Annotated in this window: 17 protein-coding genes and 1 pseudogene; 7 read left to right on the plus strand and 11 right to left on the minus strand. The window is 59.2% G+C overall.

Annotation, left to right across the window (positions count from 1 at the left end; all coding sequences use genetic code 11):
- Positions 1 to 662: 662 nt before the first annotated feature.
- On the minus strand, positions 663 to 1,037 hold the full coding sequence (locus ACHFGA_RS01705) for a GntR family transcriptional regulator (RefSeq protein WP_394280736.1): 375 nt from the start codon (positions 1,035 to 1,037) through the stop codon (positions 663 to 665).
- 204 nt (positions 1,038 to 1,241) lie between these two features.
- On the opposite strand from ACHFGA_RS01705, the gene ACHFGA_RS01710 reads away from it, so the two are divergent.
- Positions 1,242 to 2,489, plus strand: a complete 1,248-nt coding sequence (locus ACHFGA_RS01710) for an NYN domain-containing protein (protein WP_394280737.1) — start codon at positions 1,242 to 1,244, stop codon at positions 2,487 to 2,489.
- 54 nt (positions 2,490 to 2,543) lie between these two features.
- On the opposite strand, the gene ACHFGA_RS01715 is transcribed toward ACHFGA_RS01710, so the two are convergent.
- Positions 2,544 to 3,392, minus strand: a complete 849-nt coding sequence (locus ACHFGA_RS01715) for a PspA/IM30 family protein (RefSeq protein ID WP_394280738.1) — start codon at positions 3,390 to 3,392, stop codon at positions 2,544 to 2,546.
- Positions 3,393 to 3,566: 174 nt separating this feature from the next.
- On the minus strand, positions 3,567 to 3,938 hold the full coding sequence (gene trxA / locus ACHFGA_RS01720) for a thioredoxin (RefSeq protein WP_394280739.1): 372 nt from the start codon (positions 3,936 to 3,938) through the stop codon (positions 3,567 to 3,569).
- Between the two features lie 96 nt (positions 3,939 to 4,034).
- Here trxA and ACHFGA_RS01725 point away from each other — a divergent pair, with 96 nt between their 5' ends.
- The 4 genes from ACHFGA_RS01725 (at position 4,035) to ACHFGA_RS01740 (ending at position 7,844) form a co-directional block, all read left to right on the plus strand.
- On the plus strand, positions 4,035 to 4,238 hold the full coding sequence (locus tag ACHFGA_RS01725; RefSeq protein WP_394280740.1) for a heavy-metal-associated domain-containing protein: 204 nt from the start codon (positions 4,035 to 4,037) through the stop codon (positions 4,236 to 4,238).
- Between the two features lie 46 nt (positions 4,239 to 4,284).
- Positions 4,285 to 5,277, plus strand: coding sequence for a pirin family protein (locus ACHFGA_RS01730; protein ID WP_394280741.1), 993 nt, complete (start codon positions 4,285 to 4,287; stop codon positions 5,275 to 5,277).
- 70 nt (positions 5,278 to 5,347) lie between these two features.
- The gene (locus tag ACHFGA_RS01735) at positions 5,348 to 5,548 is read left to right on the plus strand and encodes a heavy-metal-associated domain-containing protein (RefSeq protein WP_394280742.1); all 201 of its coding nucleotides are present in this window, start codon (positions 5,348 to 5,350) and stop codon (positions 5,546 to 5,548) included.
- 13 nt (positions 5,549 to 5,561) lie between these two features.
- Positions 5,562 to 7,844 (plus strand): heavy metal translocating P-type ATPase, encoded by a 2,283-nt coding sequence (locus tag ACHFGA_RS01740; RefSeq protein WP_394280750.1) that lies wholly within the window; start codon positions 5,562 to 5,564, stop codon positions 7,842 to 7,844.
- Positions 7,845 to 7,869: 25 nt separating this feature from the next.
- Here the strand turns inward: ACHFGA_RS01740 and ACHFGA_RS01745 are convergent, their stop codons facing one another.
- Positions 7,870 to 8,247: a GntR family transcriptional regulator gene (locus tag ACHFGA_RS01745; RefSeq protein WP_394280743.1), complete on the minus strand. Its 378-nt coding sequence runs from the start codon at positions 8,245 to 8,247 to the stop codon at positions 7,870 to 7,872.
- Positions 8,248 to 8,354: 107 nt separating this feature from the next.
- Between ACHFGA_RS01745 and ACHFGA_RS01750 the strand changes: the two genes are divergently transcribed.
- The gene (locus ACHFGA_RS01750) at positions 8,355 to 9,677 is read left to right on the plus strand and encodes an MFS transporter (RefSeq protein ID WP_394280744.1); all 1,323 of its coding nucleotides are present in this window, start codon (positions 8,355 to 8,357) and stop codon (positions 9,675 to 9,677) included.
- Between the two features lie 75 nt (positions 9,678 to 9,752).
- Here ACHFGA_RS01750 and ACHFGA_RS01755 read toward each other — a convergent pair whose 3' ends face one another.
- On the minus strand, positions 9,753 to 9,944 hold the full coding sequence (locus tag ACHFGA_RS01755; RefSeq protein WP_018581896.1) for a hypothetical protein: 192 nt from the start codon (positions 9,942 to 9,944) through the stop codon (positions 9,753 to 9,755).
- Between the two features lie 207 nt (positions 9,945 to 10,151).
- A complete protein-coding gene (gene dnaB, locus ACHFGA_RS01760) occupies positions 10,152 to 11,609 on the minus strand; it encodes a replicative DNA helicase (protein ID WP_394280745.1) in 1,458 nt (485 codons plus the stop codon).
- A gap of 691 nt (positions 11,610 to 12,300) precedes the next feature.
- Between dnaB and ACHFGA_RS01765 the strand changes: the two genes are divergently transcribed.
- A complete protein-coding gene (locus ACHFGA_RS01765) occupies positions 12,301 to 12,501 on the plus strand; it encodes a hypothetical protein (RefSeq protein WP_394280746.1) in 201 nt (66 codons plus the stop codon).
- Between the two features lie 516 nt (positions 12,502 to 13,017).
- Here the strand turns inward: ACHFGA_RS01765 and rplI are convergent.
- The 5 genes and pseudogenes from rplI to ACHFGA_RS01790 all read right to left on the minus strand — a co-directional run.
- Positions 13,018 to 13,470: a 50S ribosomal protein L9 gene (gene rplI, locus ACHFGA_RS01770; protein ID WP_018581194.1), complete on the minus strand. Its 453-nt coding sequence runs from the start codon at positions 13,468 to 13,470 to the stop codon at positions 13,018 to 13,020.
- A gap of 37 nt (positions 13,471 to 13,507) precedes the next feature.
- Positions 13,508 to 14,140 carry a single-stranded DNA-binding protein gene (locus ACHFGA_RS01775; protein ID WP_394280747.1) on the minus strand — a complete coding sequence of 211 codons (633 nt, stop codon included), beginning with the start codon at positions 14,138 to 14,140 and terminating at the stop codon, positions 13,508 to 13,510.
- An 81-nt stretch (positions 14,141 to 14,221) separates the two neighbouring features.
- The gene (gene rpsF, locus ACHFGA_RS01780) at positions 14,222 to 14,518 is read right to left on the minus strand and encodes a 30S ribosomal protein S6 (protein WP_394280748.1); all 297 of its coding nucleotides are present in this window, start codon (positions 14,516 to 14,518) and stop codon (positions 14,222 to 14,224) included.
- Positions 14,519 to 14,650: 132 nt separating this feature from the next.
- Positions 14,651 to 14,773 (minus strand): hypothetical protein, encoded by a 123-nt coding sequence (locus tag ACHFGA_RS01785; RefSeq protein WP_394280749.1) that lies wholly within the window; start codon positions 14,771 to 14,773, stop codon positions 14,651 to 14,653.
- Positions 14,770 to 15,187, minus strand: a pseudogene (locus ACHFGA_RS01790) (hypothetical protein); the annotation flags it as partial. The pseudogene ACHFGA_RS01790 and the gene ACHFGA_RS01785, both read right to left, overlap by 4 nt.

The raw sequence follows: 15,187 nt of genomic DNA on the forward strand, positions 1-15,187 counted from the left end.
GGGTCGTGAAAAGCCCAAAACCCAACCAAAACAAACAACCAGCAAAAACAACACCACAGTGCTGTTAAATACTTGTTGTCCAAAAAATAGAATTACAACAACCAACCCCCACCCGACAGGGAAACAACAGGGGTCGGCAAAAAGTAAACAACCATAAAAAATTATGATTCATCTACCAATCTGAATGCACATCAACTATGTACACCCATGCTGCACCGAAAACAAAAACACACCACAACCACGGAAGCTGCAGTGCGACCGGCACACACCAACAACAACCACCAGTCAAAAACCATGATCATTGCAAGCACACAGGCACACACACCAACACACAAACAAAAAAGTACATTGGCACACTATCGAGTTCTCACACAACATTCGCACACCCACACAAGGCTGTTAACCTATCGTTAACACTGTGCTAGGCAGCCTGTCCAACCTTAAACATCAACCTGACTGAAGTCAAATCAACATGTTTGAAGAGTTGAAACGAAGAAAAATGTTTTGTCTGCGGTAGTTTTCCTAACCGCCATCTCACTCTCTCGAGCGGGGCGTTGTCGGTCTCGCTGACCTGATTAAACTTACACACACCCCCAACAAAACACAAAACCCCAGGCCAACAACACAAAATAGCGACCTAGGGATCGTCGTAAAGCAGCTAACTAGCGGTACATTCCGCGACTCTCCGCAACTCTCTCAATCAAGTCACGCAGGGTGTCACGTGTGTAACCAAGGCGCACGGCCTCGTCGACAAGCGGCGCCAAGTACCTTGCCACGAAAGTCACTTGCCGTTTCTCAACAATGACCTCCCGCGCATTCTCGGTAACGAACATTCCTATTCCACGCCTTTTCTCCAAAACGCCTTCGTCGTGAAGCAAATTCAAGCCCTTGCGCGCGGTGGCCGGATTGATTCCATGGAATTCTGCCAGCACATTGGAGGAGGCCGCTTGCTGGCCTGGGCGGAGGTTGCCCTCGACGATCGAGTTTTCAATCAGGGTGGCGATCTGACGGAATAGTGGCTCTGCGGCGTTGTCCACGCTCAGCTCCCCAATGGGTAGCGGGTTGGTTAGTTATGTAACTAACCATAGGAGCTTGGGGAACTATTGTCCAAGGTTATCCGTTGACTACAGTGAATATCCTTCCCCGATGTCTGACATCTCTCGACGTAGAGGGCCTTTATCAGGCAGACTGGGAGGCGTAAACATTTATTTAGAATCAAAAAGATACGGAATTTAGGAGCCATGCTTGAACGCACACTTGTGTTTGTGGACACGTCTTACCTGCTCGCAAGCTTTTATAACTCATGGGAGACAGGAGCCCGTTCACAACTAGAAATTGACTTGCCAGAGGTGGTGAACAATCTCGACCAGATGATCAGCCACCAACTACATCAACCGGTACATCGCCAATATTGGTACGACGGGATCCCTGAATCAGGCCCCCACCGCTACCAAAGGGCACTGCGAACCTGCGACGGAGTCCAGTTACGCACTGGGCAACTCATCGAGTGGGGTGAGCGTCGCACCCAAAAAGGCGTGGACACTCGGCTGGTCACCGACATTGTTGTCAATGCCCTACGTGGACAATTTACAGACTTCGTTTTAGTGTCCGGCGACGCGGACATGATTCCAGGAGTAGAGGAGGCCACTAACAACGGGGTGCGGATGCACCTCTACGGTTTTGGCTGGGACTCCATGTCTTCCGCACTGCGCCACGCGTGCGATTCGGTGACGATCCTGGATCCACGTGAGGATTTTGCCGATGCTATGCAGCTTCAGGTTTTGGAGGGTCCGCTGCCGCCGACGATCCGCGAACGCCCTATCGATGACGCTGAGCCAATCGGCCAGATCCAGGGCATGACCGAGATCCCGACCCCCGTCGATAACTCGGCGCCACCTTCGAAAACCGAGGCGAAGGGCACTGCCACGGCAGCTGAGAAGGAAACATCCGCCGACGAAAGCAAGCACAATGCCGCCGAGAAATCGTCGGAAAGCAAAGCTGAGGATTCATCTGCACCGCAGGCCCCAGAAACCGAACCTCCTGTGACCAGCAAGGAAGAGGAACCTTCAGAGGTAGAGGCTGAACTGGCAAAACAGCCCAAGCCGGGACCATTGCCTGCGGACACAACTGGAGCTAACAAGCCAACGCCGAAGCCGTCCATGATGGCTCCGCGCCGCAAACTGCGTTCGCGTTATGTCCCACTCCCGGAAGAGGTGTGGACATCCGCAGGTTTCCAAACCCCCTTTGACGTCGGCCAACAGTACGCGACATGGTGGTACGAGAATGCTGCATCCGGCGAACAGCGCGATAAGGCACACACCCTGTCGGGCGGCGGCCTGCCCCCGGAGGTTGACCGCCCACTGCTACAGTTCGCCTGCGAGACGCTGCACGAATACACCCTCACGGAATCTCAACGCGTCAATCTGCGCGATGGGTTCCACTCGGGCATCCGCGGGGTGCTGATTAACATCCGCCGCACCGAGGACTAACCTCCGAGCTGAAAAACGGCTTCCCTTTCACTCAAGGGAGGCCGTTTTCTTTGTTTAAGCGCGCGGGTTTTCGCTGGTGTCCTCGCCATCAGCATCGTCAGCATGCTCAGCCAGATACGCCTCCGCCTCAGCCATCTCGTCTTCAGCGCCGCGCTCGGTCCCCGCTGTGAGCTCGCCAGCGCCCTGCATCGAGGCACGGATCTCATCGAGCTTTGCCGTCGCCTTCATGTCAGTACCTGTCGATGAAATCTCAGCCATCCGGTCGTGAACAGAGTCGCCCATCAGCTCCTGCTGGCCCAAAGCGTCGGCATAACGGCGCTCAATTTTATCGCGCACACCGTCCAAAGTGGGCACCGAATCGTCCGACTTAAACTGGCCAATCGTGTCCATCGCCTCCGCCGTTTTTTCCTGCATGGCGGCCTGATCGGCCTGCGCCATCAACTTGTCCACTTCAGCCAACTGCTCCTGCAGACGGGCCTCGGATTCCTTCTGCTGGCGTTCGGCCTGGGCCGCAGCTTGATCGGCGGCGGCGTAGAGCTGTTTCGTGTTTTCTAGCTCCTGCTCCACACTGACTAGCTGGGATGCGAAAATCTCCGCGGTGTTATTGAACTGTGCTGCCTTCTCGGTATCGCCCTCAGCAGCCGCCTTGTCCGCAGCCTGCAGCGCGGTGCGCGCCTTCTGCTGGTGATCTGCCTGCGACTTCTGCAGGCGGTTGAGCTGCATCCCAAGCTGCTTCTTGTTGCCGATCACGCTCGCGGCCTGTTGGGTAATGTCCTGATGTTGCTTCTTCGCGGCAGCAACAGCCTGCTGGATCTGAACCTTCGGGTCCGCATGCTGGTCGATCTTCTGATCGAAGGACGCCATCAGGTACTTCCAGCCCTTGCTGAACGGGTTCTTTGCCATGGGCGCTAAACACTCCTAATAATTTTGACGGTATATACGGCCGAGTTTACGTTTTTGTCGCCGGTTTCGCCGTCCCACACGGCAAGGCAGGTATTCGTCGTCAAGCGAATGTGCCACCTGACATGTGAAAACCCACCCCAGTTCAGGGGTGGGTTGTGCCGGAAGCTGCAGACTTTATTGCTGCTGCTGGTTCTGCTCCTCGACCTGGCGGCGGACATCATCCATGTCCAAAGCCTTGACCTGACCGATGAGGTCCTCGAACGCCTTTGGGGGCAGGGCGCCGGCCTCACGGTAGACGAGGATGCCGTCACGGAATGCCATCAAGGTCGGGATCGCCTGGACCTGAAGCGCCGCTGCGAGCTGCTGGTTCGCCTCGGTATCGACCTTTGCGAAGGTTGCGTCGGCGTGGTTTTCCGAAGCCTTCTCATAGGTCGGCGCGAACTGCTTGCAGGGGCCACACCAGTCAGCCCACAGGTCGACGAACACGATGCCGTCTTTAGTGACGGTCTGCTCAAAGTTTTCTTCGTTCAAATCAATCGTTGCCATTTTATCTCCCTAATTTTGTAGTCTTTCCTTATTGGCCCCAACGATATACGGGTGCCAAGTATTCCCGCATCGTCGATCTTGCAAGGAGTTATCGCAATGACCAAAAACTACCAAGTAGAAGGTATCGAAACGCGGGAGGATGCGGAGCAGATTGAGAGTGAGCTCGCACGAATTCCCGGCTTCCAGGGTGCGGAAGTAAGTGTTGAAACCGGCCATCTCACCGTCGATGGGCACGCGATTTCCGACGATCACGTCCGTGACGCTGTCGAAGCCGCTGGGTTTTCGCTTCTCGACGAATAACCCTGTTCAGCCGCACCGCCCTTGACGTTTCGCATACGATGGTGACATGTCCACAAACAATGCCAGCAAAGCCGAATCCGTCAAGGTAGAATTCATCACCGCGCGCGAGGTCCCCCTCGGAGGGCCTCGCGCCATGAACGTGCACCGCACCCTGCCACAACGCCAGCGCAGCCTGATCGGTGCTTTTTGTTTCGTCGACCATTACGGCCCCGACGACGTCTCCGAGACCGGCGGCATGGACGTCGCGCCACACCCGCATACGGGGTTGCAAACCGTGTCCTGGCTCTTCGAGGGCGAAATCACCCACCATGATTCGGGCGATAACCACGCCGTCGTCCTACCCGGCGAAATGAACCTGATGACAGCCGGCGCCGGAATCTGCCATTCCGAAGTTTCAACCCAGTCCACCACCACGTTGCACGGCGTCCAACTGTGGACCGTCCTGCCCGATTCCGCCCGCCACGGCGAGCGCCGCTTCGACCACTACGCGCCAAAGGCCGTCGAGTTGGACGGCGGCAGCGCGCGCGTATTCATGGGCACACTGTTCGGCTCCACCTCGCCGATCCCCACCTACACCCCGCTGGTTGGCGCGGAAATCCTCCTCGATCCCGGCGCGACGCTACCGATCAGCGTCGATTCCAGCTTCGAGCACGGGGTGCTTGTCGACGAAGGCCCCGTAGAACTTTGCGGCACCGTGGCACAACGCCACGAACTCGCCTACACAGGAGTGGGTGAGACACAGTTGACGCTCCACAACCCAGGCGAAGCCAGCGCGCGCGTGATCTTAATCGGCGGCGAGCCTTTTACTGAAGACGTGGTCATGTGGTGGAACTTCATTGGGCGCACGCATGAGGAGGTGGCCCAGTATCGCCAGGAGTGGGAGGGCCACGGCGAGCGCTTCGGTGAGACCCATGGCTATATCTCCCACGATGCTGACGGCTTGCCCCGCCTTCCTGCGCCGACCTTCCCAAACTCGCGGTTGAAGCCGCGCAAGAATCCCGCCCCGGTGACGCGCCCGGAGGTGCGGATTGAGTCCTAGACACCGTTGACAGGTACCCCCTAGGGGTATAAGGTCGAGGTCAGTAACCCCCCAAAGAAAGGACATCATCATGGCAACCAAGAACTACACCGTCGACGGAATGACCTGCGGCCACTGCGAGGCCAGCGTAAAGGAAGAGGTCAGCGAGATCGCCGGCGTTACCGATGTCACCGCTGACCACACCACGGGCGCCGTGAGCGTAACGGGCGACAACTTCACCGACGAGCAGGTTGCCGCCGCCGTGGAGGAGGCCGGATACGTTGTCAAATAGCCCCTCCCCTGACATTACCGACGCCCCAGTTGATCTTCCGACCAACCTGACCCAGATTGATCTGGGCGTGACGGGCATGACCTGCACGTCCTGTTCGAACCGCGTGCAGCGGAAGCTGAACAAGGTCGATGGCGTGGACGCGTCCGTGAACTATTCCACGGAGACCGCCTCCATCAAATATGACCCTGAGAAGGTCGACCAGTCTCGGTTGATCGACGTGGTCAGGGGCGCCGGCTACGACGCTTTTACACTTTCCGACGGCACCCAGGATTCTGCTGAGGATTCTGCGTCCGCGGGTGGTAGCGCACAGGAGCGTATCGACGATGCGCGTAACGACGAGGCCGACCGCCTCAAGTCGAAGCTGATCTTCTCGGCGATCCTCACCGTTCCGGTGATGTTGATCTCCATGATCCCGGCGCTGCAGTTCACCTACTGGCAGTGGGCCGTCCTAGTGATGACCACCCTCGTGTACGTGATTGGCGGCGAGCCATTCCACCGCGCCACCTGGACCAACCTGAAGCATGGCGCAACCACCATGGATACTCTGATCACTTTGGGTACCTCGGCGGCGTACTGGTGGAGTATCTACGCTCTCTTCTTCGGCAACGCCGGCGAGACCGGCATGACCATGGAGATGAGCTTGCTGCCTTCGGATACCAGCATGGATGAAATCTATCTGGAGACCACGGCAGTGGTGATCACCTTCCTGCTGCTCGGCCGCTGGTTTGAGACCAAGGCGAAGGGACAATCGTCGGAAGCCCTGCGCAACCTGCTCAACATGGGTGCCAAGGACGCCGCGGTGATTCGCGACGGCGCGGAAGTACGCATCCCGATTTCCCAGCTCCAGGTGGGCGATAAGTTCATCGTTCGCCCTGGTGAGAAGGTGGCCACGGACGGTCGCGTCGTCGATGGCAACTCTGCGGTCGATGAGTCGATGCTGACCGGCGAATCTGTTCCGGTCGAAGTCACTGCAGGCGACACCGTTACGGGCGCCACGTTGAATACTTCTGGCCGCCTCATCGTGGAGGCCACTCGCGTCGGTTCGGATACAACGCTGAGCCAGATGGCCAAGCTGGTATCGGACGCCCAGGCCGGCAAGGCCCCCGTAGAGCGTCTGGTTGACCGGATCTCCGCGATCTTTGTGCCCACGGTCATTGTGATTTCGATTGTGACCCTGATCGGCCACCTGCTTGTCGGCCACGGTACGGCCCACGCGTTTACCGCGGCAGTCGCGGTACTGATCATCGCCTGCCCTTGTGCTTTGGGCCTGGCGACGCCGACGGCGATCTTGGTCGGCACCGGTCGCGGCGCACAGCTTGGCCTGCTGATCAAGGGCCCGGAGATCCTCGAGTCCACGCGCGAAGCCGACACGATTGTGATGGACAAGACCGGCACCGTCACCTCTGGTGAGATGAACGTTGCCCATGTCTCCCCCGCCGCAGGCTTCGAGGCCGATGAGGTCCTCGCTCTGGCCGCAGCAGTGGAGTCCGGTTCTGAGCACCCGATTGCCCAAGCCATTGTTCGCGCCGCGTCGGCAGATGCATCGGCGGCGCTACCGGAGGCAACTAACTTCCAGAACGAAGCTGGCGTGGGTGTCTCCGCCACAGTCGGCGAGGACCGCGTGGTCGTCGGCCGCGCCGCAGGATCGCTTAATGGCCTGCAGCAGGCATTCGATGAGGCACAGCAGGCAGGTGGCACGCCAGTCGTCGTCACGCGTAACGACGACACCCTGGGCATCATCACCGTGCGCGATACCGTGAAGCCGACCTCGGCGGAGGCTGTCGCGCACTTCAAGGAACTGGGGCTCACCCCCTATCTGCTCACCGGCGACAACCAAGGCGCGGCAGAGGCCGTGGCCCGTGAGGTGGGCGTGGCTGAGGAGAACGTGATCTCCGAGGTCATGCCCGAGGACAAGGTCACCGTGGTCCAGCACCTCCAGGACGAGGGCAAGCACGTGGCAATGGTCGGCGACGGAGTCAATGACGCGGCCGCCCTGGCCACCGCTGAGCTCGGCCTGGCGATGGGTGCAGGCACCGACGTAGCCATCGAGGCCTCGGACATCACCTTGATGAATAACGATCTGCGCAGCGCCGGCGACGCAATCCGCCTCTCCCGCAAGACGCTGAGCACGATCAAGGGCAACCTGTTCTGGGCTTTTGCCTACAACGTAATCCTCATCCCGGTCGCGGCACTCGGCTGGCTCAACCCGATGCTCGCGGGCATCGCGATGGCCTTTAGCTCCGTATTCGTGGTGAGCAACTCACTGCGCCTCCGCGGCTTCAAATCCTCCTACTAGAACCCGCAACGCTTCCAGCCCCGTCCTACACAGGCGGGGCTTTCAGCTCTGTCAGGATGCCGTCGACAAGCGAACGCACACGCCCCGCGCTCACCCCGCGCGCCACAGCCAACGTCAACACGTCTGCAAGCTGGTTGCGCGTATCGACGATCGACTGCCGCGTTGCCTGCTGCGGCACGTTAATGGTGCTGCCGCGGCGGCCATCTGTGTGCAGCACACCATCGGCGCGCAGGAGATCATAGGCTTTCTGCACCGTGGCTGGGTTGAGGCCGTGTGTTTCGGCAAGCTGGCGCACGGAATCAAGACGGTCGCCGTGGCGGAGGCGGCCTTGGGCGATCGCCAACAAAATCTGATCATGCACCTGTTGGTACAACGGCGTAGCCGAGTGTTCGTCGATAAGCATGCCTGCTCCCTTCTGTATTAGCCATAACGATACAGCGAGCTGCGCTGGTCGGACCAGTTTTGATTTTGGGAGGTCTTTTTCGCCTGGTCGGCCCTATAGTGTGAGGCGTGAACACCACGAATACACCGGGCCTGACCCGGACAGAGCGCCTCGACTGCCTTCCTGTCACCCGCAAGCACAAGAAACTGTTGGTTGGTTCCGGCATCGGATGGGCACTGGATGCGATGGACGTGGGGCTGGTCTCCTTCGTTATCGCGGCGCTCGCGGTGCACTGGGACCTGGACAAGACGACGACTAGTTGGATCGCTTCGGTCGGTTTTATCGGGATGGCCATCGGGGCGAGCCTGGGCGGGCTCCTTGCCGACAAGATCGGTCGCCGCCAAGTCTTCGCCCTCACTCTCTTAGTCTATGGCTTGGCCACCGGCGCCTCCGCGCTGGCCGGGTCCGTGGCCGTGCTGCTTATCTTCCGCTTCTTCACCGGGCTGGGCCTAGGCGCGGAACTTCCGGTGGCCTCGACGCTGGTCAGCGAGTTCGCCCCGCGCAAAGTTCGCGGCCGCATGGTGGTGTGGCTCGAAGCCTTCTGGGCGGTCGGCTGGATCCTGGCCGCGGTGATCGGTACCTTCGTCGTTACAGAAGGGGAAAACGGTTGGCGCTGGGGTTTGGCGCTGGGCGCGGTGCCCGCCATCTACGCGCTGTTCGTGCGCATGAGAATGCCGGAGTCCGTCCGCTTCCTCGAGGAGAAGGGGCGTTACGACGAGGCCGAAGCGGTTGTGCGCTCCTTCGAAGAGGGAGTGGATCCTGCGGACGTGGATCCGCTCGACGCGGCACCGGCCGAGGAGCACCTGACCGGTGGCATCTGGGGTGCTGATATGTGGAAGCGCACCGCGGCGTTCTGGATTGTGTGGTTCGGGGTGTCCCTGTCCTATTACGGCGCGTTCACGTGGATTCCATCGCTGCTGGTGGACCAGGGGTTCACCTTGGTGCGGTCCTTTGCCTTCACGCTGATTATCACGCTGGCACAGTTGCCGGGCTACGCGCTGGCCGGTTGGCTGATCGAGGTGTGGGGCCGGCGCGTGACCTTGTCCGTGTTCCTGGTCGGCTCCGCGGTGAGCGCCGGACTCTATGGGTTGGCTAGTTCTAAATGGCAGATCATCGCGGCCGGCTGCTTGCTGTCGTTTTTTAACCTGGGCGCGTGGGGCGCGCTCTATGCGATTGGCCCAGAGCTTTACCCCACCGCGATCCGCGCCACCGGCACAGGTGCCGCTGCCGCATTCGGGCGCATCGGCTCGATCCTGGCTCCTTTGATCGTGCCACCCCTGCTAGTCTTCGGCGGTCAGACGGCCGTGTTCGCGGTGTTTGCTTCGGCTTTCGCGATCGCTGCGGTGGCAGCATTCACGCTTCCGGAGCAGCGCGGAAAGATTTTGGATTAGCACGAGGGCAAAAACGAAAACGAGCACGCGGCCACGATAAGAGTGGCTGGGTGCTCGTCGTTAAGCGTGAAAATATTATGCGAAGATGTTCTTGAGTTTTGCGAAGAATCCCTGGTCCTGCGTTGCCTCGTTCAACTCGTCGATCGAGCGCGGCATGTTGAGCAACATGGTGGATGCGTCAGTGCGAGCAACCGTAATGGAGTCATCAAGACGTGCCATGGTGGTCGCGCAGGCCGGGGATGCATTATCTACAGTTCGGATGGTCACGACTAGCTCCTTTCGTTATGCCCTCACTTTAGGGTGATTTTTACCCCCTGTCATCGTTGGTAAGGCAAACCTAACTCAATGGTGAGACATATAGGTAGCCCTGAGCTGGGCTTTTTAGGGCATACATACGTGCCTCCGCCACACAAGGGGGGATGAATGTGATGTGCACCACTACCCCCGCCGGCGCTGCCGCGTCGTCGTGCGCCGCTATCCGTGCGCCATGTTGACGAAACGGGAGTAGTGCAGCTGGTGCGCCACCGGAATCGTATCGATCGGGCCGCCACGGTGCTTCGCGACAATGATGTCTGCCTCACCGGCGCGCTCATCGTCACGATCCTGCGAGTCCGGACGGTAGAGGAGGAAGACCATATCGGCGTCCTGCTCCAGGGAACCGGACTCACGCAGATCCGCCAGCTGGGGCTTCTTGTCGGTACGGGCTTCTGGTCCACGGTTGAGCTGCGAAATCGCGATCACAGGGACCTCGAGCTCCTTGGCCAGCAGCTTCATCTGGCGCGAGAATTCGGACACCTCTTGCTGGCGGGACTCGACCTTCTTGCCGGAGCTCATCAGCTGCAGGTAGTCCAAGACGACAAGGTCGAGCCCGTGCTGCTGCTTCAAGCGGCGCGCCTTGGAGCGGATCTCCATCATGGTGAGGTTCGGGGAATCGTCGATAAAGATCGGCGCCTCCTGGATCTCCTCAAGGCGGTTGGTCAGCGTGACCCAGTCCTTTTCCTCCATGGTGCCGGCGCGCATGCTGGACAGTTTGATCTCAGTCTCCGCGCTGAGCAGGCGCATCACGATCTCTGTCGCGGACATTTCCAGCGAAAAGATCGCCGAGGTCTTGCCATTGTGAATCGAGCACGAGCGCATGAAGTCCAGCGCCAGAGTGGACTTACCGACACCCGGACGCGCAGCAATAATGATCATCTGGCCCGCGTGCAGGCCATTGGTCAGGCGGTCCAGGTCCAGAAAACCGGTGGGCACGCCCTGCTCGAGGCCGCCGCCGCGCTCAATCTTTGCTAGCTCATCGACGGTGGGCTTCAGCAGTTCCGACAAAGCCTGGTAGTCCTCGGTGGTCTGCCGCTGCGCCACCGCAAAGACTTCCTGCTGGGCGCGGTCGACGACGGCCTCAACTTCCATACCCTCCGTGCCGTCGTAGCCCATCTGCACCACGCGCGTGCCGGCGTTCACCAGTTGACGCAGCACGGACTTCTCCGCAACGATCTCCGCGTAGTAGCGAGCGTTCGCGGCCGTCGGCACCTCCGAAATCAGGGTGTGCAGGTACGGGGCGCCGCCGACGCGCTCCAGCTCATTCAGCCGATCTAGGCGGCCGGCCACAATCACCGGGTCGATCTCGCTGCCGAGCGAGTACAGATCCATAATCGCCCGGTAAATCAACTGGTGGGCAGGGAAATAGAAGTCCTCCGCCGTCAGCTCCTCGATCACATCAAGCACGGTGTTGGGGCTGAGCAGCATCGAGCCCAGCACACCCATCTCCGCCTGCCGGTCGTGCGGCGGCTGACGGTATTCGTGCATCCCGTCGTCCTGGCGATTGAAGTTTGCTTTACGACGATAGCTGCGGCTACTTCCCCGTTCTTCCTGCGGGTCTGGTGGTGGCACAAAACCGTCGTCGTCAAAGCTTGTTGCGCCTTCCCCTGAAGCCATCTCGTCCCCTTCAATCCTGCCCGTTGTACTGACTACGCATCTTACCGACGAGCTGCTTCGCTGGGGAGCCTGCCCCCGCTCCATCCACACCCCCAGAGGGACCCATTTCTCCACTTCTCCACAACTTCCTGTGGATAACTCGCATCGATAGCGGTCAGTACCTCTTCCCATTTCCCACCAGCCTGTGGATAACTTGTGGATAACTCCGATATCCCACTGGGGACAAGTAACGTTTTCGCAGCTCACGCGGTGTTCACCCCCTGTGGAAAATTCTTGCAAATCGGTGGATAACTCCCCTACCAGCTGGTTTGACAATCGGGATTTTTGGGGCTGCGTGGGCCTATTTTGGGCGGTTTGGCGCGGAAACACACCTAAGATAGTACAAATATCTCTTAAGTTATCCACAGGTTCTAACCGGGCTGCGTAGTATGCTGAAACGCTTGTTCAAGCGCTGCCCGCGGTCCGCGCATTCGTCGATCACTCCCTGCCCTACGGCCCCATCACGATCCTTACCGGCGACAACAGCAGCGGAAAGTCCCCGATCATAGAAGCTCTCGCCGTATCCATGGAAGCCGACCCCGAGGACGTGTTCTTCGTGCGCAGGAAATCCTTCCTTCACCTGAGACAATACTAAGAAACCCTAAATTTCGACCTTGCGGAACTGTCCAAACGCAGTCACGGCGAAGGTCTCATGACGATCTTTCGGAAGCTTATCGACGACGGCCTCGTCCTGCTCGACGAGCCGGTCGACTTCCTCTCCGTCTTCTCCCAACTGGAGCTGCTGGGGCTGTTGCTGCACGTGGCTCGTCGTGGCGGGCTGGTCATTATGGCGCCCCACTCACCGGTGCTGATGGCTGTCCCTGGGGCGAGACTGCCGGATGTCTCCGACTAGACCGTCGTGCCCCTTCGATGATGTAGAGGCTGTCAGCGCTCGGCGTGAATTCATTGCTGACCCGTATGGCACCATTGAGTACCTAATGGAGGACTAATGTTCATCCGAGAGTTGCTCGCTGTGGGGGCACGCGCGGGGCTGGCTCCGATTCCGGTATTCAGATGGTGATGGTGACTCACTCTGCGATCATGATCTTTTTGCCACTGCGGTTTCGGGTTCGCAGATCGTGGAAATCACCGATGACGAACACCTACTGCTGGACCTCAACTGTTGGAACTGGGGCGTTTCGGGGTGGAAACTAGCAAAAAGTGCCCTGTTCCAACAGTTCAGCTTCGACAGTTTGGTTAGGAAAGGGGCCGGCTGACGCGAAAAAAGGGCGCAGCCCCCGACACTCCTCACAAGTGCGGGGGCTGCGCCCAAAAATGCTGTTGTCATAGGATCCAGTCAGGCTGCGAATTTAGGGACCGGCCTCACCCGGTGCCACAGTTGCAGCCAGTGGATCGTCGAAAAGCGAACTTATGCGCCTTCGACCGCGAAGTTCACCTTGGCTTCCACGTCGTCGTGGAGGTTGACGATGACCTGGTGGTTACCGGTCTTGCGCACGTGACCCTTTGGCAGGTCGATGATGCGCTTGTCAATAGCTGGGCCGCCTGCTGCCTTGATCGCGTCTGCGATGTCGCCAGCATTGACGGAGCCGAACAGCTTGCCAGACTCCGAGGTACGTACCTTGACGGTCACGCCAGTGAGCTCGTCGAGCTGAGTACGCAGCTCCTTTGCGTGATCCAGGTCGCGCACTGCGCGCTGCTCCTGGGCACGCTTGATGCCTTCGATCTGCTTCTCTGCGCCAGGCGTGGCCACGATGGCCAGGCCGCGTGGAAGCAGGTAGTTACGTCCGTAGCCGCCCTTGACCTCGACAATATCGCCGGGTGCGCCAAGGTTATCAACGGCAGCGGTGAGGATCAGCTTCATGATCCATTACCTTCCTTCAGTTGAAAAATGTGATCGTTTAGAACGGGGGCTCATCGTCCATTCCGCCGCCGAATCCACCGGCTGGCGGGGCTGAGTTCCACGGATCATTGGCCGGCTGCTGCGCCTGCTGCTGGGACTGACCCTGCTGCTGGCCGCCCTGGCCACCTTGACCACTCTGACCGCCCTGGCCAAAGCCGCCTTGGTTCTGGCTGCTTTGCTGGCCGCCGAAGCCGCTCTGAGACTGCTGCTGGCCACCGCCGCGGTTGCCTCCGCCCCAGTTGCCGCCGGACCCGCCGCCATCGCGGGGGTTGCGGTTTACCTGAGCGGATGCCCAACGCAGGGATGGTCCAACTTCGTCAACGTCGACCTCGAAAACGGTGCGCTTCTCGCCGTCGCGGTTGGTGTAGGAACGCTGGCGGAGACGTCCTGTAACGATCACGCGCATGCCCTTGGACATGGATTCAGCTACGTTTTCCGCGGCCTGACGCCACACGCTGCAGTCCAAGAACATGGCTTCGCCGTCTTCCCACTGGCCCGAGTCACGGTTGTACTGACGCGGGGTGGATGCGACGGTGAAGTTTGCTACGGCAGCACCGGATGGGGTGAAGCGCAGCTCTGGGTCGGCGGTCAGGTTGCCGACGAGTGTGATGGGAGTATCTCCTTGTGCCATGGTTTTTGCCTTCCTACAAGTTGTCCGTAAAAGTCAGTGAACTAATGAGCTTCTTACTGGCTTGTGTACCAGATTTCGCTCTTACTTGTCGGTTCGCAGAACCTTGGTACGCATGACGTTGTCGCTTAGGTTAACAACGCGGTCAAACTCGGAAACGGTGTCAGCCTCGCACTCGAGGTTGACAACAACGTAGATTCCCTCTTCCTTCTTGTCGATCGGGTACGCAAGACGGCGCTTGCCCCACACATCAACGTTCTCCACTGTGCCCTTGTCCTTACGGACGCGCTCTAGATACTTATCCAGGGACGGGGCGACAGTGCGCTCATCTTGTTGCGGATCGAGAATGATCATGACTTCGTAGTGACGCACGGACCTCATCACCTCCTATGGTCTTGTTATCGGTTTCGGCCATCGCCACTGTTAGCGATAGCAGGAGGGTTCGTTGCGTCAAGCAACCTCCCCAGCGTACCCCATCCGTCAAGTACGAAAAAATCACCCCAAACGAGGGCTTTAGCCCGCTGCCCCCTCGGGCACGGCGAAGAAGATGGCCAGGCTGACGGGGATCAACGTCATAAACAGAAAGGCCAGCACACCCAACGTGATGGGGACCTTCCACGGCCTCTTCTTCATCACTGAGTAGAAGGCGGCTCCGAAGAGGATGAAAGAGATGAAGATGGAGATGATTCCCAGGATTGTGGTGAGGTTGAGCATCCTCGGTCTTCCTTTCCCCACACATCAGGTGTGGTCAGCAGCGGATCATGGCCGCCGTGGGCGGCAGCGACTTTATCGGGGCGACGGTTCCACATCTGCATCACGACGAGCACGATCATGACGACGATGAACCCATCACGCACGAGAACGACAAGATTGAGGAACTCCCCGGGCAAGCCCTTGTTTTCCACGCCGAGCATGTGCCACATCAGGATGGGCCACACGAGCATGTCGACGGTCATCCAACTGAGCAGCAGCCGCCACTGCGGCAGTGCCAAAACAGCTGGAACGACCAGCCAGAGGGAGTACTGCGGGCTCCACACCTTGTTGATCAGT

Source organism: Corynebacterium sp. (genome assembly GCF_043426755.1).
Classification (GTDB): Bacteria; Actinomycetota; Actinomycetes; order Mycobacteriales; family Mycobacteriaceae; genus Corynebacterium.